Raw genomic sequence first — 20565 nt, forward strand, 5'->3', positions numbered from 1 at the left:
TGTGCTTTTTAATCGGAAGTCTCTGTTTATTTAATAATGATAAAACCGAGTATTCCAATACCCTATTGGGTATTATATAAAATGCACTGAAGCCAGTCCGCTCATGACGGAATGGCTTTTTAAAGTAATTTATCAATTTTTAAACAGAACCAATCAAAAAGAAAATATCTTGCGTCAAAATCTAAATAGAAAACATTATTTACTTATACAAATATATGTCAAATTATTCTGCATTGAAAGAATTTTTTTATTTTTAAAATATTAGTATAATTTTATACTATCTATTTTATTTAAAAAGAGATCCTTTTTGATAGTACTCTTTCATCATTTTTTCTGGGACCATACTACCACCAGTACCCCAAATTATATGAGTACTTCTCTCCATTTTTTTCACTAAATTATTTTTTAATATATATTCTTTACCTTCATTAAATAATTTGATTGGACCAATCATACCAGCTAATGCCGATGGTTCTAAATAAATTTCCTCTGTATCAGCTAACTCTTTTAACATCGAATATAATTTTTCATCACTAACTGTATAACTCCCACTTAACAAAGGCTCAATTACTTTTCCAACAAAACCGGATGGTCGCCCTACAGCTAACCCATCAGCATCTGTTTTATTATCAATACCGAAATCTTGCACCGAAACTTGATCATGGAGTCCAGTCATTAATCCAAGCATCATACAAGGAGAATGAGTAGGCTCAGCAAAAAAACAGTGAACATTATCTTTAAATAATAATTTCAAACCAAACGCCACGCCACCTGGACCTCCTCCAACTCCGCAAGGTAAATACACAAATAATGGATTTTTTTCATTAATTGTAATCTGTAATTCCTCTAATTGCTTTTTTAATCGTGAAGCTGCTACTGCATATCCTAAAAATAAATCATGTGAATTCTCATCGTCTACAAAATAACAATTGGGATCTGCCTCAGCTTGGATTCTGCCTTCTTCTACTGCCTTACTATAATCCGCTTCGTACTCAATAACATTTACGTTTTTGCTTCTAAGCAAATCTTTTTTCCATTGCTTTGCATCTGCTGACATATGTACTGTTACTTTAAAACCTAACTTTGCACTAATTATTCCAATGCTCATACCTAAATTACCTGTAGATCCTACAGCAATTGAATAGTTTGAGAAAAAATCTTGAAATTGATCATTATCTAAAATTGAATAATCATCCTCAATCGATAATAAACGATGTTCTAAAGCTAGTTTTTCAGCATGCTTTAAAATTTCATAAATGCCACCTCTTGCTTTAATTGAACCTGATATCGGTAAGTGACTATCACACTTTAAAAATAGTTCTCCTAATATAGTTTGTTGAAAATTTTTCTCTAACGATTGTTTCATGGAAGGTATTTTTACTAAAGGAGATTCAATAATGCCATTTGTTTTTACTGTTTCTGGAAAAACCTTTGATATATATGGTGCAAACCTTTTTAATCGTTCATCCGCATCGTTTACATCCTCTTGAGATAGAGGTGTTTTTTTAATTGCATTTTGAAACAGTTCAAGATTTGGGTTTAGCCAAAGATGCTCTTCTAAGTTAATAAGTTTTTTTAGCACTGGATAATTTTGTATATATCTTTGAATATCAATTTTCTCCATCAAATTACCTCCTTACTTTTGTCAGTTTATTTAAAGTTTAACAGATATTATGACTAGGTCAGTAATTTTGTTTAATAATTAGAAAGTTAGCTCCTTTTCGATGAGAGCTACTAGAATAGCTTCGATTATTAATCTTTTGTAAATTTCCAGGGGAAGACATTGGTTTCGAATTTGATTCAAACTATACTATTTCTATGTAACAGTTTTTGGAGGAAAATATGAATCTTAATCATAAAAATAAGAAGTTAAAAACTTTATTAGAATTATTTTTTATTTCTACTAAATTAGGCTTAACTTCTTTCGGAGGACCTATAGCTCATTTAGGTTATTTTCATAAAGAATATGTAAGAAAGAGAAGGTGGATTGACGATCAAAATTATGCCGACTTAGTTGCATTATCGCAATTTTTGCCAGGTCCAGCCAGTAGCCAAGTTGGAATTGGTATTGGAGTCATCCGTGCAGGAGTAATAGGTGGCATTGTTTCATTTATCGGCTTTACAATGCCTTCAGTAATCTTACTTATACTATTTGCCTTATTACTAAAAGGATCCGATATAAAACATTCAGGCTGGATTCATGGACTAAAACTGGTTGCGGTGCCGATTGTTGCACAAGCTATTTTAGGCATGGTAAAGAACTTAACACCTGATTTAAAAAGGAAAGCTCTTGCTTTGTTTGCAATGCTTTCTACCTTAATATGGCAAACGACATTTACTCAAATTACCGTCATTTTAATTTCTTCAATTGTAGGATATTTTCTATATCAGGATAATGAAAATAGTGATAAAACAATACTAATTACGAATATCTCAAAAAAAGTTTCAGTTTTTTGTATTGCTATATTTTTTATTTTATTAGCTTTATTACCTTTCATTAATTCTATTACATCGTCTAAATGGATCTCTATATTTGATAGTTTCTATAGGACAGGATCGCTGGTATTTGGTGGAGGTCATGTGGTTCTTCCTTTACTTGAACGTGAGTTTGTTCCTACTGGATGGCTAAACAAAGAAACATTTTTGGCTGGATATGGTGCGACGCAGGCTGTACCTGGACCATTATTTACGTTTGCTGCCTATTTAGGGGCTGTTATGATGGATTGGCAAGGAGGTTTAATAGCATCTATTGCCATCTTTTTACCTGCATTCTTACTTATTTTAGGTACTCTCCCATTTTGGTCTAGTATGCGTCGTAATTCGAAATTAAGGAGAGCTTTATTAGGCGTAAACGCAGCAGTAGTTGGGATTTTAATTTCAGCATTTTGTAATCCAATATGGATTAGCTCTGTATTTTCGATTATTGACTTTCTAATCGTAGCGATTTTATTTAGTATGTTAGTTCTTATGAAATTACCACCTTGGATCATTGTACTTGTAGGAGCAATTAGCGGGGAAATTTTATCTAGAATATAAATTAACTTTTGTGGAATAAAACTGTTCAAACATTAGGAAAATAAGTTCCTTGTCATTTTAGAAGGACAAATCCAATAAAAAAGCAGAAAAACTCTTTCAAATGTTTTTTCTGCTTTTTTATTTAAATTTATTTTAACAGTATAGCAATATTTCTTGTAGTTCTTTCTATATTGTCAAATGCATTTTTCATTACATCTTCAATTGGTAAGATGGCTGGAATAGTTGGAAAAATAGCATCGATTCCGTGTTTATATAACTCTTCAATTCCATCACCGATACTACCACAAATCGCAATTACTTTTGCATTAGATGGGGCACATGCAGCTGCTCCAACTGGCGCTTTTCCATAAATAGTTTGCCCATCCATTCTTCCCTCTCCTACAATTACAATGTCTGCATCCTTACATACCTCCACAACATTTAATTGTTCAAGGACAAGTTCAATGCCTTTTTTTATGGAAGCATTTGCGAATAGCATAAGACCTGCGCCCATGCCCCCGCCTGCACCGCTACCTGGTATTTCTGAAACGGATTTATTCAAATATCGCTCTGTAATCGTATAGAAGTTTTTCATCGCTTCATCCATCGTCGGTAATTGATTAGTAGTTAGTCCTTTTTGGGGACCAAATATATAAGTTGCACCATTTCTACCATTCAACTGGTTAACAACGTCTGCTGCTATCGTGATTTTTACTTGATCTAAAAGCGGTGTTTTATTTTTATCAGACATTGAAGCTACTTTTAGAAGTGCCTCACCATTACTTTGAATTTCTTTTCCTTTTTCATCAAAGAATTGATAGCCAAGAGCTGTAGCCATACCAATTCCACCGTCATTCGTAGAGCTACCTCCAACACCAATTATTAGTTCAGTAGCTCCACGTTCAATCGCATAAATCATCAACTCACCAACACCAAATGATGTAGTTTGTAATGGATTACGCTTATCAAGCGGTACGAGGTGTAAGCCACATGCTTCGGCCATTTCGATGAATGCCGTTTTATGATCTTTAGAAAATGCTATTTTAGCTTGCACTTTTTCATTCAGCGGGCCAGTTACTTCAACACTTTCAATCTCGCCACCATTCGAAGCAATTAGTGCTTGTACTGTACCTTCCCCTCCATCAGCAAGTGGTAATAAATGATATTCTGCATTTGGAAATACGGAATGAAAGCCTTTATGAATGGCATTAGCTACATTCATTGCATCCAAGCTTTCTTTAAAGGAATCAGGTAATATTACTACTTTCATTTGTCCTCCTCCTTAAAGTGATGCGATAATTTGATCTGTTAAGTTAAATAATTCTCCATTAATTTCGATGGCAACTTCTGTATCAGTTTGTTTTGTTATCGTTACAGATTCCTGCGTAATTGTAATCTCAAGATTTGTACTTTGCCAATGGAACGGGAATGAAAGTTTGTCCCAGTTTTTAGGTAAGTTAGGATTAATTTTTAGCTTATTGGATTCCATCGTAACATTTGCAAAACCAAATATGGTTGCTAACCAATTCGCACCTAGAGATGCTGCATGTATTCCTTCATCTGATGATTTCGGATTTGGACCTAGATCGATTAAGCAAGCTTCTTGGAAGAATCGATAAGCATTTTCTTTTTCTCCACATCTTGCAGCAACAATTGCATGGATGGCTTTACTAAGTGAAGAATCATGAATTGTATGCTCCTCATAATAGTGCAAATTCTTTTTAACAACATCCTCTTCAAATAAAGTAGGGAAAAGGTATAGTAGCATTACTACATCAGCTTGCTTTAAAATTTGCATCTCATTTACTTCTTGACGTGAATAATCAAAAAGAATTGCCTGACTACCTTGTTTTTGTTTATATTTTGATAAATCAATTGCTGGTTTCGATAAAAATGTATCATCCTGTGGAATAATATTTTTTGCATTTGGTCCTGGCAAGTAAAGTCGATTTAGAAAATCCTTACCACTCTCAAAAATTTCAGCATCGATGTTATTATACTTTTCCATAAAACTCAAAGCTTGTTGAACATTATAATAAGCCATATAGTTCGTATAAGCATTATTATTAATATGTTCAGTATATTCATCAGGTCCGATTACATTATTAATAGAAAGTGCTTGATTTTCTTCTGTCGTACGACTTATCCAAAAACGTGCTGTTTCTTTTAGTAATTCAAGCCCTTCATTCGCCATAAATGTCTCATCAAGTGTATTTTCATAGTATTGAATAACTGAATATGCAATGTCAGCAACAATATGATGTTCAGCAAGAGCTGAAGCTACTTTTTGACGTTTACCCGTTAGAATATTAATAGCTGCATATTCTGGCGTTTCTTCCATACCAGAAAATGCACTTTCCCATGGGAATAAAGCTCCAGAATAGCCATTTTTAGTAGCCTTCTCTTTTGCTTCTTTAATATGAAGATAGCGGTATCTTAATAAGTTTCTTGTTACATCTGGATCAGTGAACAAATGAAACGGTGCAATAAAGATTTCCGTATCCCAGAATACATGACCTTTGTATCCTTCACCTGTTAATCCCTTTGCTCCAACGCTAAAACGATCATCATGTGCAGGTGTCATTATTTCAATATGGTAAAGTGAAAAATCTAATGCTACTTGATCTATAGCTTCTTTAGAAGATATGATTACGCGTTTCTTTTTCCAAAACTCATTCCATTTTATAGATGAGCTTACTAATAGACAATCGTAACCATTATCAAGATTTTCTTGAACAGTATGAATACTTGATAGTGCCGGATCTTCTACAGACAAGTCATTTGAAGTATAAACAGCACTTAATTTTTCTAATTCAAACGGCTGATCGACGACTAAATCATGTTTAATGATCGTCAAAAGTTGTCTGTTTTTAGCCACAAAAGAAACATCACTTTCACTTGAAACTTTACATGAAGTTGCCATTGCAATTGAGTGATCACTTTCAGTTGTTCTATAGACAGCATGCATTATTTTTTTATCAATAACTCTTACGTTTTCTTCTAAAAGATGTTGCTTTCCAAAGTTAGACATTTGCGCATCAATACCAGTCGTAATTTTAATTGATGCACTACAATCTAAACTAACTACACTAACTTTAGATGCAAGTAAATGTAAATTATCTTTTGAAACAAAGCGCTGGAATTTTAAACAAAAGCGATTACCTTCTTTGTTTTTCCAAATAACTTCTTTTATTAGTTCTCCATTTTGCATATTTAAAGTACGGTCATAAGATAGTACTTCTCCTGTTAAAACTGAAAATATTTCATTATTTATTTCGATTTTAATGCCAACTAAATCTGGTAAATTGACTAGCTCTGTAATATCATTTGGTGTAAATTTATTATAAATACCTGCCACATACATACCACGGGTTTGTTCAGAATAATATTCATCATGACTAGCACGTAAACCTAAATACCCATTTCCAAGAGCCATGATTGTTGCATATTTATTTATATATTGTAAATCAAATTGTTTTTCATTTATTACATTTACTTCATTCATAAAGATACACTCTCACCTTTTTCAGCTGATTGATAGATCGCTTCAACAAGTCGTTGAATAGCATAACCTTGTTCTCCATCTGCTACCATCACATTCTGTCCTAAGCAACGATTAACAAAGGCTGCCATACTTTTAGTATGACGGTCACAGTCAGCCTCTTCTCTCTTTAATAGGAATACAAGCTCTCCTTTTTCATCCGTATAAATTTCAGCTGGGAACATTGTTGCACCAGCTTCATCTCCGCATAGTTCTACATTCATTTCTGATTTTTCTTTTATATTTAATGCAAAAGATGTTTCAAGCTGAATTAAACAGCCATTATCTAACTCTATATAAGAAAATAAAGAATCTTCTACTTCAAATTTTGATGGGTCCCATTTACCAAATGCACCCTCATTTTTCTTAGTACCAATCTTCTGAAACATTTTTGCTGTAACTTTTTTTACTTTAGGATAATTCATAACGAAAAGTGCAGTATCAAGCATATGAATTCCTAAATCGATTAGAGGTCCTCCACCTTGAATGTCTTTATTAGTAAAGCTACCCCATCCAGGAATACCATTTCGTCTTAAAGCTTTTACTTTTACAAAATAAATTTGACCTAATAAACCTTGATCTATTTTTTCTTTTATAATCGTTACGTCATCAGCAAATCGATGATGAAAATCATAAGCAAGGATAAGCCCTTTTTCTAAAGCTGTTTCATGCATTTTTCTTGAATCCTCTGCCAAAATTGCAGGAGGTTTTTCACAAAAAACATGACAATTATTCTCTAATGCCTGTATTACATTTTCAAAATGAAATTTATTCGGAGTGCAAACACTTACAATTTCCGGTTTTTCATTCGCATACATTTCAGCAGCATCCGTGTAATAGTTAGGAATCTCATTACGCTCTGCAAAGCTCTTTAATGCTTCCTCATTTACACCGACTACGGCAACTATTTCTAAATCTTCTCTAGTTTTATAGTAAGCAACGTGAACTTTTTCAGCCATTTGGCCCCCGCCAATAATAGCTACTTTCTTTTTAATCACAATGCTTCACCCTTTAAAGCTTCTTTTATATGATGAAATGCATTAATATATTCATCTTCTAAGTTATTTCCTCTTACACGACATTCGAATGTTAAAAAGCCTTCGTACCCATCTTCTTTAAGTTGGACAAAATGCTTTTTAAAATCAAGAGATCCACTTCCTGGCTGGAAACGGTGGTTGTCTGCGATGTGAATATGTTCAACTAGATCACGATTAGCGTGAAGCGCCTCAGAAATACCATCTTCCTCAATATTCATGTGATAAAAATCTGCAATGATTTTGACATTTTTAAACTGATTATCTTCAATATATTTACGTGCATCAGCTAAAGTATTAATCATATGATCTTGATAGCGATTTAAAGGTTCTAAGTAAATAGTCGTTCCAGTTTCACCAGCGACTTTATCTAGAAATACTAATGAATCAGTAACTGCTTTACGATCTCCTTCTAAGCTTCTTGGAGAAGACATTGGTGGCAATCTAAATGTAAACATTCCCCATGCTGCAGGTACAACGATACCTTTTCCTCCAACCTCTTTTAACGCTTTTAGAATTTCTTCAATATCTGCTAAACCTTTTAAGCGACGCTCTTCAATAAAATCACCAATCCAGCCATAATAACCACCACAAGCTGTCGTTACCGGTAAGTCAGTCTCAGCAATCGCTTCTTTAATCTCTTCTAAATTATCAACTAAAAACTTGCCATCGATTTCAAATCCTTCAAAACCAATTTCTTTTAAGTATTTAAATTTTTCTTTAATATTTTCTGGAAAAAATGCTTGATTTTGTGTTCCAATTTTCAACGAAATCCTCTCCTAAACAGAAGGGAGTGTAATACACTCCCATGATTTTAATGATTGATATTCCTATTATTTTTTAAATTGAACACCCATCTTAATGCTTAGCTCGGGCTTTTGATCAACAAATTCCATATATGATTCTGCTACTTCTTCAAATGAAACAACTGGTTCAATTAAATCTTCACAATTTAAATAACCATTCATTAATAAATCCCAACAAGTATTTTCGATTCGTTTACGTGACCAACGTGGATAATCCGGGTTTGGTTCACTACTTCCTCTTGAAAATACAATTTTAGCATTGTTAAAATGTGCTTCACGACCAAGATTAAATCCTTCTGGGAAAGGTTTAGCAAAAGCTACATAAGAAATTGTTCCACCGTATGCAATCCCTCTTAGTGCTGCTTGCAGTGAACTTGATACACCACTTGTTTCAATGATTGAATCTGCACCTAATTTATTAGTAATTTTTTTAATTTCATATCCTAAATCGCAGTTAATTGGATCGAAGCAATAATCCGCTCCATTTTTTAACGCGATATCGCATCTATGTTGTAATGGATCTACACCAATTACAATACTAGCTCCAGCTTTCTTTGCTAACTGGATAGCAATTTGTCCAATTGCACCTAGTCCTACAACTACTACATAATCACCCGCTCTAACATTTGCATCCCTAACCCCGCTCATTGCAAATTGTGCTGGGTCATAATAAACTGCATTTTTCCATGAAGAACCTTCTGGCATTTTACGTAATTTATAATTATCTACAGCATTAACGATTACAGTTTCCATGATTGGACCATAAGTACAAACTTGATCTCCTAATTTGTACTCAGTCACTTCATCACCGATTTCACAAATACTACCTACAACCATATTTCCTAATTGAAATTCACCAAATACGATTCCACGAGCAGCTCCTTCTTCACGTGGCATAAACATTTTCCATTCTTCATTGAACTCTTCATCAATAAATGGACTAAGACCCCTAAAATCCACTACTTCAGTACCGTGTTTTGGTGATGCAAATTCGACTTTAATTTTTACTTCATTAGGTTGTACTGTACGATCTTCGTACTCGACTAATGCTGCAACTCTTGGTTCAACTGCTACTAATTTTTTCATTTTTATTTCATCCTCTCAGTAAAAAATTGTTTTCGAATTATCCTTTAACTCCACCCTCAGTAAGGTTTCCTTTGATAAAGTGTTCAGATAGTGCATACATAACAACTACTGGTAAAGCAGTAACTAAAGATGCTGCCATCATACGACCCCATACATAATCCGGAGTACTAAATAATGTATTTAAGCCAATTGGTAAAGTGAAGTTTTCCGAACTCGATAAGAAAATTGATGCAAATAAATAATCATTCCATGCAATCATAAATGCATATACGAAAACAGAAATGATTCCCGATATTGACAAAGGAATAATAATATAGAAGATTATTTTTAATCGACTAAGACCATCAATCATAGCCGCTTCTTCTAAATCTTCAGGAATTGTATCAAAATAACTCTTTAACATAAAAATCGCTGTTGGTAGAGTTTGCACAATCATCGTAATGATTAACGCCATTTTTGTATCATATAAACCGAAACCAGAAATGATTTTAAATAATGGAACAACTAGTAAGATCCCTGAAAACATATAAACAGTGTAAAAACTAGCATTTATCGTCACTCTTCCTTTAAACTTTAGTTTCGATAAAGCGTACGCTCCTAAAATACCAAGAACGACTGATAATGAAGCTGCGATTATAGAGACAATTAAACTATTTTTAAAGTAGTTTAAATATGGGAAAATTGTCGGGTTAAAAATATCAATATAATGCTGGAAAGTCCATTCGTGTGGCAATAATGTCGGATTTGTTGCAATTGCTTCTTTTGAACTTTTTAATGACGTCATTAGCATTACAAAGAATGGGAATAACATGATTCCTAATAAAAGGATTAAAACAACGTAAAAACTTGTTTTCTTAATGATCTTGCTTCTTTTACTACTTGCTGCCATTTAAGTTCACCCTCTTTCTTGATACGATAATTACAATGAATAATATGATGAATAAGATTACTGAAATTGACGAAGCTTTTCCTAAGTTATTGAAAGCAAACGCAGTTTCATATAAATAAATACCTAAAATATTTACTTTGTTTGTTAATAAGTAAACATCTGTAAACATGTAGAACATCCAAATAAATCGTAAAGTTACAACCGTTAATAATACCGGCATAATTGCTGGTAAAGTTACAACTTTAAACTTTTGCCAAAGTGAAGCCCCATCGATATCAGCAGCTTCGTATAATGATTTATCAATCGTTTGCAAAATTGCTAAAAACGAGATAAAAGCGTAAGGGAAATACTTCCAAATTGCAAAAACAACTACTACTATAAAACTACTAACTGGATTATCAAACCATAATGGTGCACTTTTAAATAGATGGAAAACATCCTTACCTAAGTAATTGATAATCCCGTAAGAATTATTGAACATATATTTCCAAGCAAAAACTAATGAGATTGATGGTGTTACATAAGATAAGATAATTAATGAACGAGCAGTTTTACGAAACTTAAATGGGCGATTAAAGAACAGCGCTACAGCAAGCCCAAGTACTGTACTACCAACTACAGTTAAAACGGTATACAAAATGGTAATACCTAAAGATTTATAAAACTCAATATCTTTTATAACATCAGTATAATGAGATAAACCAACAAACTTAGCTGCTAATCTAGGATTAATCGGTTGATCGAAAAAGCTTATTTTAATATTTGATAACATCGGATATGCAACTAATAATAGTAGTAACAACATACTTGGTAAAAGAAGTACCATCGCTAGTTTTATATCAGATTTTTTTTTGGCAATCGGTTTCATGTTACCTCCTAAAAAACAATCTATTCCCTATCTGGTTAGATTGGTGATAAAAGAAAAGTTGTTTAAAAAGCAACTTAGCTTGCTTTTCAAGCGTTCGTTCTTCATAAACAACTTTCACTAATTAAGAAATCAAATTACGATTACTAGGTATATTGAATTAAAATTAATTATTTTAATACACCTTTTAATTTTTCTCCTGCTTCTTTAATAGCAGAATCTACGCTTTTTCCACCTACAGTAACATCATTAATTAACTTAGCAACTGCACCTGAACTTGTAACATCACCCATTTTTAAGAAGTTCTTGTTATCAACAAGACCAAATACTTGAATGTTATCAAACGCGCTTGCGATTTCAGTTGAAAGCTCACCAAATGAATTTACAACTTTATTTTCTTTATATTCTTTGCTTTCTGTTACATCTTTATTTACTGGTTGAGATCCACCTGGAGACATTAATACTAACTTCGTATTATTTTCAGGTTTTGCCATAAACTCTACTAATTTTTCAGCTGCAGCTTTTTGATCATCATCTAAACCGGAAGAAATCGTGTAAGCAGATACTGTTCCATAAACTGCTTTTGTTTTTTCAGTTGGAATAACAAATCCAATATTGTTCGTTTTACCTTCTTCATACACTGCTGGAAGAATATAAGTTGAATAAACTGCCATTGGAGCAGATCCATTCATGAAAGCATCTTTTACTTCAGTAACATCATTAGAACCTGGCATTGTATATTTTGATAATTCTTTATAGTAGTTTAAAGCTTCCTTCATTTCAGGCGTATTTAATGTTAAATCACCTTTGCTATCGAACATATTTGCATTGTTTGATAAAGCGAATTGTGAGAAGGCTTGCTCAGAAAAACCACCTTCAACAGTTGGTATTGCAATACCGTATTTTTTGCTTCCACTATTCGTAAACGCCTTAGCAATCTTTAAAACATCATCCCAGTTTTTAGGTTCTGCGAAACCTTTGTCCGCAAGCATTTGCTTGTTATACCAAATACCTTGTACCCAACCACTAATTGGAACACCTGTATAATTTTTGCCGTCCTCAGTTTTTAAAAGCTTTAACGCACCCTCATAATACTTATCTTCTCCAACTTTAGAGATGATTGATTTAACTGCATCTTTATCAATTAATTCGTCCTTGTCCATAACTTTTGCATAGTCTTGTCCAACTTCAATTACTGCTGGAAGTTTACCAGAACTTGCTAACGTTACAACCTTCGTATTATAAGCATCTTCCTCAACTGGAACTTGCTTTACTTTAATATTTGGATTTTCTTTTTCAAATTTTGAAATTAAATCTGTAATAACTGCTAATCTTTCTTGTTCCACAGAAGAATGCATAAATTCAATCGTTACTTTACCATTCTCTTTTTTACCGCCACACGCTGTTAATCCAACAGCTAACATTAAAACTAAGAACATACTTAATACTTTTTTCATTGTTCTGCCTCCTATTTTAAAGGTTTTAACCAAAGGAATTCATATGGATTTAAAGTAATGTTGTCATTAAATTCTTCAACATTTCCCGTAATAATATTCATAAATTTTCCGTTTAAATCGCAGTTCGCTAGCTCATTTGATAGGTTATGAAGAATTACCACACTATCCTCTTCATTAACACGTTTAATCGCAAATACATTTTCATTTACTTCAAGTACATCCATTTTTACGTCAGGATTAAATAGTTTTTCTTCTTTACGTACTTGGATAATTTTTGTAAGTTCTGTGAAAACTTTATTTCTTAATGAACCTTCTTCCATTAATTCCTTTTCAATCGTATCAAGTGCATACTTTTGACGATTAATTGAGCGATTCATTCCTGTTTTTTCAACACCCGCATAATCATTTCTAGAACCTAACATACTTTGGATGTAAATAGCCGGTACGCCTTGGAATGTTAATAAGATTGAATGCGCTAGCAAGAATCTTTTTACTCTTAGATCATCACTTGTAGATTGTTTATTTAAAGCATCTAAGTAAGTTACATTTATTTCATATGGACTTTCAGTACCATCTGAATTCTTCTTATAATTTACTAATGCTCCTTCTTCCTTTAACTCATTTACTAATGATAAAATTTCATCTTCTGAAATGATTCCACGAATCGGATTTAGCCCAATTCCATCATGAGATGCTAAGAAGTTGAAGAATGTTGTATCTTCTCCAGAACCTTCTAGATTTTTTGCCCACTTTGTTAATACACTTCCATTTCCTTTATGAAGTGAATATAAAACTAATGGTGGAAGTGGAAATTGATAAACCATCTGTGCCTCATCATGACCATTTCCGAAGTAAGAAATATTATCTAAATGAGGTACATTTGTTTCAGTAATCATTACTGTACCTTTTGCTGCCTCATCTAATAAATCTCGGAATAATTTCACGATTTCATGTGTTTTTTCAAGATGGATACAAGAAGTACCAACTTCTTTCCACATATAACCTACTGCATCCAGTCTTACATATTCCGCACCTTGTTCAAGGTAGAAAAGTAAAACATCAATCATATCTAATAAAACTTGTGGATTGCTAAAGTTTAAATCAATTTGATCGTCACTAAAGGTTGTCCAAATGTACTTCTCTTCACCATTTGCTAATTTAAATTTTGATAGTAATGGAAGTGCTCTTGGTCTAGTTACAGAGCTTAAATCAACTAAAGGATCCATATCAATGAAGTAGTCTTGATATTTTGGATCACCGTTTAAGTATCCTTGGAACCATTCGCTCTTACTTGAGATGTGATTACATACATAATCAAACATGATTCTTGCTGATTTCGATAAACTTTCAACATGTGACCAATCCCCTAAATCAGGATTTACTTTCTTATAGTCAACTACTGAAAAACCATCATCAGAAGTGTAAGGATAAAAAGGTAAAATATGAACAAGTTCAAATTTATCTGCTAAATGTTCATCAAACATCTTTTTAAAAGTTTCTAATGTTGGAATTCCCTCTTCTTGGAACTGATCACCGTAAGTAATTAAAACTACATCTGATTCGTCCCAATTTTGTTTTCTTTTTTTCGTAATGTTTATTTTAGCTTCTTCAATGCGTTTTACGATTGCACTATAAAGTTGATCAATATCTTTGTTTTCATAAATATAAGCTAATCTTTCTTTAATTTTACTCATAAGATTCCTCCTTGTGGTATCGCTCCCACAGAGATTAAAAAAATAAAATTTTTGTTTTGGTACCGCTCCCAAATTCAATATATTATAGAAAGCGCTTACTGTCAATTTAAAAAATTTACTTAAAATAAGTTTTTTTGTAAAAAGTTTATTTATTTCAAAATAGTATCTATTTATTTAATCTTTTTACTAATTTTTAGTTATTGATACTTTCTACCATTATCAATATAATTGCCCTAGTGTTGTTACAAGATTAAACACGTTATTTTTCATATTTTTTGTTCACAGTCTTGACAAATTTTAAAAAAAATCGATACTATCATTTATATTAAGAACAATTTTTTTCGATTAACCGCTCCTGAATTATTATGTGTGAAAATAACATTTCGATATACACTTTATTTAATTCCGCCTCATATTTTTTTAAGAATTATAAACTTTAAAATGTAAACGGTTTAATTTCATAAATCGCTTTAAATTAGAAGAGGAGAATACAAATGGGCCCTACAATTTATGATATTGCTCGTGTAGCCAACGTTTCAAAGTCCACTGTATCTCGCGTACTAAATAATAAAGATAATATTTCAGAAGAAAGTCGTAACCGAGTTATGAAAGCTATTGAAGAGTTAAATTACCAACCTAATAAATTAGCTCGAGCTCTTACATCATCTGGATTTGATGCCATTTTGGTAATGTCCCGTTCTACGAAAACAACCGCGGGAAACACCTTTTTCTCTGAGATTATTCACTCTATTTCAACGAGATCAGAAGTAGAAAATTTTGACGTGATTATACAAACATCAAAAAATAGTAAAGATGAGTTAGAAAAGTGCATAGAAAAAATTCGCGGGAGAATGATCAAAGGAATTCTAATGTTGAGTTCACCTGCAAATGAGGACTTTTTTAAAGAATTAGATAAATATGAAATTCCAGTAGTCGTTATTGGAAGAGTAGAAGGAAACTATAAACATATCTACTCAGTAGATACTGACAACTTTAATGACAGTTATCAATTAGTTCAACATTTGATTGATCAAGGGCACACAGATATTGCATGCCTTCATTCATCACTTGATTATCATGTATCAATTGACAGATTGGAAGGATATAAAAAATGTCTTCTTGATAACGGAATTCCACTTCGATCTGATCGTATTATTGATAGTGGATATACAATGGAAAAAGCCTATGAAACATCAGAATCACTATTGAAATCTAAGGATTTACCTACTGCAATTTTTGCAATTGATGACCTGAAGGTTATTGGACTTTATAATACAACTTCAAAGTTAGGTATTTCTATTCCGAAAGATATATCAATTATAGGTTATAATAATGGAATTTTTTCTCCATTGTTTTCTCCTCCTTTAACTGGAATTGAGATCCCTGTTATGAAGCTAGGTGAAATTGCTACAGACTTACTATTTAAGCATGTAAAAAATAAAACTGAAAAAACGAATCACATTATCGTTCCTACAAAACTGATCGAACGAAAATCAGTTGCAAAATTAAATTGATTGAATCAATGGAGGTATCATTTTGAAAAAGCAAATTGAAGCATTTATTTTTGACTTAGATGGTGTAATTACTGATACTGCTGAATTTCATTATTTAGCATGGAAAAAACTAGGTGAAGACTTAGGAATTCCTTTTGACCGAGAGTTTAATGAAACGCTAAAAGGAGTAAGTCGAACAGATTCATTAGAAAGAATCCTAACTTTAGGAAACCGACAAAATGATTTTAGTGAAAGCGAAAAAAATGAGTTAGCAACGAAAAAGAATGCTCATTATGTTGAACTAATCCGTAAAATTTCTGAAAAGGACCTATTACCAGGAGTCGAATCTTTCCTAATTCAAATCAAGAAAGCTGGTATTAAAATTGCAATGGCCTCGGCTTCAAAGAATGCATTAATGGTTGCTAATGCTTTAGGAATTACCCAGTATTTTGATCACATAGTTGACGCTGCAACGGTCATTAATTCAAAACCAGATCCAGAGGTATTTTTAAAAGCTGCTAAAGCAGTTTCGGCCAACCCTGAAAACTGTATCGGTGTAGAGGACGCTGCTGCAGGCGTTGATGCGATCAATGCTGCAAATATGTTCTCTGTTGCAATTGGAGATTCTACTATTTTAAGCCATGCTAATTTTGTTTTATCATCAACAGAAGAATTAGAGCTTAATAGAATTATTGATAAGTATTTAGCATCGTAAAATTATACAAGAATAACATTCGTCTATATTATCAAAAAAAAAACGAAAATCTCATTTTTAAGATTTTCGTTTTTTTTATTATGAGAATATCTTTTCTTGTTTTCCAACCAACTCAATCTCAAAACCTAAATCTTCTAGCATTGCATGGTCACTATTTGTCTCCTGCCCCTCCGTAGTCAAATAATCACCGATAAAAATACTATTTGCAGCGTAAAGCCCTAGTGGTTGTAAACTACGTAGATTTACTTCACGCCCTCCAGAAATTCGAATTTCTTTAGTAGGATTTATAAACCTAAATAGTGCCAATACTTTTAAACAATATCGTGGATTTAATTCATTCACTCCTTCTAGTTTTGTTCCATTAATAGCATGTAAAAAGTTTACCGGAATGGAATCTGCATCCAATTTACGCAATGACCTCGCAATCGAAATAACATCTTTTTTTGTTTCCTTCATTCCAATAATGGCCCCGGAACACGGAGATATGCCTGACTGTTTAACTTTCTCAACCGTATCGATTCGATCCTGATATGTATGGGTTGTTGTAATATAATTATGGTGCTCAGCTGATGTATTTAAATTATGATTATATCGATCAACACCTGCTTCTTTAAGCTCATTTGCTTGATGATCCTTAATAAGCCCTAAGCAAGCACATACCTTCAAACCATATAATTCTTTAATTTCCTTAACCGCATCTGATACTACATTTACATCTCGGTTCGTTGGTCCTCGTCCACTCGCAACAATGCAATATGTACCTGCTTTTAGTTCAAAAGCACGCTTCGCTCCATCAAGAATTTCTTCTTTAGATAGAAAAGGATATTTCTCAATAGGTGCACTAGAAATTGAAGATTGGGAACAATAGCCGCAATCCTCAGGACAATAACCACTTTTAGCGTTAATAATCATATTAAGTTTAACTTTTTTTCCATAATAATGTTTTCTAATAATAAATGCACCTTGTAAAAGTGAAAGTAAGTCATCATCATCACATGACAATATGCTTAAGGCCTCCTCATCTGAAATTTCTTTACCTAAAATAACCTCTTGCGCTAATTTAGTCCAATCCATATGATCACTCACCATTTCATTGATTTTTCGTTAATAATTGCTGAAATTCCAAAATAGATTTTTCTGTAAAGAAATCCATTTGCTCCGGTATGACTCCAAGAATGTCATGGCCTGTTAATTTTTCTAGCATAACTAAATTATCTTTTTCCATTTCACTCATAACTGATGGTACTTTATTAATTAATAAACCTTTTAGGTTAATATGGTGTGATTTTAAATACTCAGTTGTTAATACAGTATGATTAATTGTTCCTAGCTTTAAAGTTGTAACTAGGATTACTGGTAAGTTTAATAGTTTGATTAAATCAATCGTTCCAAAATTTTCTTTTAATGGAACCGCAACTCCACCTGCCCCTTCAACAAAAACAACATCATGCTTATTTTCTAATTGCTTATATTTTTCTAAAATAACTTGTTCATTAATAAAAACATCTTCTAATTTACTAGCTAAATGTGGTGAAACAGGTGTTTTAAATGTATATGTACTGTAGTAATCATGCTCTTCTGTCAGTTCTAGTTTCTCTTTATAAAAAGCTACATCTTCCCCTATGACTCTATTGTTAACATTTACTACTCCACTTTGAACTGGTTTATAAGGAATCGCATCAATTCCTTTTTTCTGCAAGCAATTCACCATTTGAGCAGTTACATAGGTTTTACCAATATCCGTATCAATTCCAGTAACAAAATATCCTTTACCCATCTTAAGCAGCCACCTTTTTTTCGTTTTCTCTAGCTTTTGCAAAATGAGCATGTAGGCGCACCGCCAATACTCCTCCAAAAACAGCTAGTAACAAATCTTGCCCAATACTATATACGAGTCCCATCATTAGAACTTCTTTTAATGAAACGGGACTATTTAACCAAGTATTTAATGAAATATAAACATATGTAATGCCTAAAATATAAACAATAACTAACCCTATTACATTAGCAAAAATAAAATTCTTAAGTTTTGGTTCCCTCGTTTTTTCAACGATCTTTCCAATTACAAACGCTGCAACGATGAAACCGATTAAATATCCAAATGTTGGTTTTAAAACATATTCAGGTCCACCACCTGAAGCAAATACTGGTATTCCAATTAATCCAATACAAACATATAATAGTTGACTCATCATCCCTTTTTTACTGCCTAAAAGACAGCCCGCTAAAAATACGAAAAGTATTTGAAGCGTAAAAGGAATCACTGGTAAGGGAATCTTAATAAAAGCTCCGATCGATGTTAGTGAGGCAAATAAAGATATTACTGTTAATGATAAAGTCCTATTTTTCATTGTATCCCCCCTATTAGTTTATGAGTTTGACAAACTAGCAAAATTTGACAAACCAACAAAATTAAATTACCATGCAATTAAAATATATGTCAACTAAATTTAAGTTTTAGGTTAACATATAATTCAAGGGGGATAACATATATGGAATACGAAATCTATGAAGAATTATCTTCAAAAAATAAGCAGTATCTTTGGCATCCATTTACTCAAATGAAGGATTACATAAATGAAGATCCATTGATTATTTCATATGGAAAAGATAGAAAATTATATGACGTATTAGGAAATGAATACTATGATGGGGTATCCTCTATTTGGTTAAATGTCCACGGCCATAATATTCCAGAATTAAATAAGGCGATTAATGAACAATTAGAAAAGGTTGCCCATTCAACACTTTTAGGAATGGCCAATATACCTGCGATTCTTTTAGCAGAGAGACTAGTCGAGATTTCTCCTACAGGTTTAGAAAAAGTTTTCTATTCAGACTCAGGAGCTACTTCTGTAGAAATTGCGATTAAAATGGCTTATCAATATTGGCGAAACATTGGAAAACAAGATAAGAATACTTTTGTAACAATGAAGGAAGCGTATCATGGAGATACAATCGGAGCAGTATCAGTTGGCGCAATAGACTTATATCATCAGGCATATAATGAGTTACTATTTCCAAGTATAAAAATATCTTATCCACATCTTTATCGTTCAAAATACGTAGGAACCGAAGAAGAAATTAGAGATTCCTATTTAAAAGAAGTTGAAGATTTATTTATCGAAAAAGCTAATTCAATTGCAGCATTAATAATCGAGCCAATTGTTCAAGGAGCAAGTGGTATTATTGTCATGCCAAAAGGGTATTTAAAAGCAATACAGGAATTATGTATAAAATATGATGTATTACTTATAGCTGACGAGGTCGCAACAGGTTTTGGACGAACTGGTAAAATGTTTGCCTGTGATTTAGAAGGAGTCACACCAGATATTTTAACTTGTGGAAAAGGGTTAACCGGTGGCTATTTACCGGTAGCAGCAACATTAACAACAAATAGAATTTATGAAGCATTTTTAGGTACATACGAAGAACAGAAAACTTTCTTTCATGGTCACAGTTATACAGGTAATCCTCTTGGATGCGCTGTTGCAATAGCGAATCTAGATTTATTTAATAGCACAAAATTATTACAACACGTCGAAAAAATCTCTTCTTATGTCCAAGAAAAATTAATGAAATTTAATGAGTTAAAACATGTTGGAGATATACGTCAAAGTGGCTTGATGATTGGGATTGAACTAGTAAAATCAAAGCATACAAAAGAAGTTTTCCATTGGAATGAACGAATCGGAGTGCAAGTAACGAAAAGAGCAAAAGAGCTTGGGCTTCTCACACGTCCTCTTGGAAATGTTATCGTATTTATGCCTCCATTAGCATCAAAAGAATCGGAGCTTGACGAAATGTTAGATATTCTTTATTACGCTATATCTGGAGTTACGGAAAACATGAACTAAACAGTCATCACGTCTTGAATTCGGTAATTTGTTAACTCCACAATTGAAAATCAACCACATTAAATAATATAACATTCAAAAATAAAGAATCCCTGTAGTAGACAACTAATAAC

The 20565-nt window shown here is 32.7% G+C and carries 17 protein-coding genes; 4 read left to right on the forward strand and 13 right to left on the reverse strand.

Translation table 11 applies throughout. The annotated features are described in order from the left end of the window. Nucleotides 1-286 precede the first annotated feature (286 nt). Entirely contained in the window at nt 287-1624 is a 1338-nt protein-coding gene (locus B6K90_RS18740; RefSeq protein ID WP_088014293.1) for a D-serine ammonia-lyase, read from the reverse strand. Nucleotides 1625-1842: 218 nt separating this feature from the next. On the opposite strand from B6K90_RS18740, the gene B6K90_RS18745 reads away from it, so the two are divergent. Then, entirely contained in the window at nt 1843-3036 is a 1194-nt protein-coding gene (locus tag B6K90_RS18745; RefSeq protein ID WP_088014294.1) for a chromate transporter, read from the forward strand. 127 nt (nt 3037-3163) lie between these two features. Here the strand turns inward: B6K90_RS18745 and B6K90_RS18750 are convergent, their stop codons facing one another. From B6K90_RS18750 to B6K90_RS18790, 9 genes are all read right to left on the reverse strand, one after another. Further along, nucleotides 3164-4285, reverse strand: coding sequence for a glycerate kinase (locus B6K90_RS18750; RefSeq protein WP_088014295.1), 1122 nt, complete (start codon nt 4283-4285; stop codon nt 3164-3166). A gap of 12 nt (nt 4286-4297) precedes the next feature. Beyond that, the gene (locus tag B6K90_RS18755) at nt 4298-6520 is read right to left on the reverse strand and encodes a glycoside hydrolase family 65 protein (RefSeq protein ID WP_088014296.1); all 2223 of its coding nucleotides are present in this window, start codon (nt 6518-6520) and stop codon (nt 4298-4300) included. Continuing rightward, nucleotides 6517-7551 (reverse strand): Gfo/Idh/MocA family protein, encoded by a 1035-nt coding sequence (locus tag B6K90_RS18760; RefSeq protein ID WP_088014356.1) that lies wholly within the window; start codon nt 7549-7551, stop codon nt 6517-6519. Before B6K90_RS18760 ends, B6K90_RS18755 begins: the two co-directional genes overlap by 4 nt. After that, nucleotides 7551-8357, reverse strand: coding sequence for a sugar phosphate isomerase/epimerase family protein (locus B6K90_RS18765; RefSeq protein ID WP_088014297.1), 807 nt, complete (start codon nt 8355-8357; stop codon nt 7551-7553). Before B6K90_RS18765 ends, B6K90_RS18760 begins: the two co-directional genes overlap by 1 nt. 66 nt (nt 8358-8423) lie before the next feature. Continuing rightward, a complete protein-coding gene (locus B6K90_RS18770) occupies nt 8424-9482 on the reverse strand; it encodes a zinc-dependent alcohol dehydrogenase (RefSeq protein WP_088014298.1) in 1059 nt (352 codons plus the stop codon). A gap of 37 nt (nt 9483-9519) precedes the next feature. Next, nucleotides 9520-10371 (reverse strand): carbohydrate ABC transporter permease, encoded by an 852-nt coding sequence (locus B6K90_RS18775; RefSeq protein ID WP_088014299.1) that lies wholly within the window; start codon nt 10369-10371, stop codon nt 9520-9522. Continuing rightward, nucleotides 10358-11239, reverse strand: a complete 882-nt coding sequence (locus B6K90_RS18780) for a carbohydrate ABC transporter permease (protein ID WP_088014300.1) — start codon at nt 11237-11239, stop codon at nt 10358-10360. The genes B6K90_RS18775 and B6K90_RS18780 overlap by 14 nt, the downstream gene beginning before the upstream one ends. Before the next feature lie 167 nt (nt 11240-11406). Next, the gene (locus B6K90_RS18785; protein ID WP_088014301.1) at nt 11407-12693 is read right to left on the reverse strand and encodes an ABC transporter substrate-binding protein; all 1287 of its coding nucleotides are present in this window, start codon (nt 12691-12693) and stop codon (nt 11407-11409) included. Between the two features lie 11 nt (nt 12694-12704). Then, the gene (locus B6K90_RS18790) at nt 12705-14387 is read right to left on the reverse strand and encodes an alpha-amylase family glycosyl hydrolase (protein ID WP_088014302.1); all 1683 of its coding nucleotides are present in this window, start codon (nt 14385-14387) and stop codon (nt 12705-12707) included. Between the two features lie 494 nt (nt 14388-14881). Between B6K90_RS18790 and B6K90_RS18795 the strand changes: the two genes are divergently transcribed. Then, on the forward strand, nt 14882-15901 hold the full coding sequence (locus B6K90_RS18795; RefSeq protein WP_088014303.1) for a LacI family DNA-binding transcriptional regulator: 1020 nt from the start codon (nt 14882-14884) through the stop codon (nt 15899-15901). Nucleotides 15902-15923: 22 nt separating this feature from the next. Then, nucleotides 15924-16595: a beta-phosphoglucomutase gene (pgmB, locus tag B6K90_RS18800; RefSeq protein ID WP_088014304.1), complete on the forward strand. Its 672-nt coding sequence runs from the start codon at nt 15924-15926 to the stop codon at nt 16593-16595. A gap of 78 nt (nt 16596-16673) precedes the next feature. On the opposite strand, the gene bioB is transcribed toward pgmB, so the two are convergent. The 3 genes from bioB to B6K90_RS18815 are packed head-to-tail and all read right to left on the reverse strand — an operon-like array spanning nt 16674 to nt 18946. After that, the gene (gene bioB, locus B6K90_RS18805; RefSeq protein WP_088014305.1) at nt 16674-17669 is read right to left on the reverse strand and encodes a biotin synthase BioB; all 996 of its coding nucleotides are present in this window, start codon (nt 17667-17669) and stop codon (nt 16674-16676) included. Nucleotides 17670-17685: 16 nt separating this feature from the next. Beyond that, the gene (bioD, locus tag B6K90_RS18810) at nt 17686-18372 is read right to left on the reverse strand and encodes a dethiobiotin synthase (protein WP_167555429.1); all 687 of its coding nucleotides are present in this window, start codon (nt 18370-18372) and stop codon (nt 17686-17688) included. Nucleotide 18373: 1 nt separating this feature from the next. Further along, nucleotides 18374-18946: a biotin transporter BioY gene (locus B6K90_RS18815; RefSeq protein WP_088014307.1), complete on the reverse strand. Its 573-nt coding sequence runs from the start codon at nt 18944-18946 to the stop codon at nt 18374-18376. Nucleotides 18947-19087: 141 nt separating this feature from the next. Here B6K90_RS18815 and bioA point away from each other — a divergent pair, with 141 nt between their 5' ends. Further along, nucleotides 19088-20452, forward strand: coding sequence for an adenosylmethionine--8-amino-7-oxononanoate transaminase (gene bioA, locus B6K90_RS18820; RefSeq protein ID WP_088014308.1), 1365 nt, complete (start codon nt 19088-19090; stop codon nt 20450-20452). Nucleotides 20453-20565: the final 113 nt, after the last annotated feature.

The sequence above is a fragment of the Gottfriedia acidiceleris genome (genome assembly GCF_002128425.1).
In the GTDB taxonomy this organism is placed as follows: Bacteria; Bacillota; Bacilli; order Bacillales; family Bacillaceae_G; genus Gottfriedia; species Gottfriedia acidiceleris.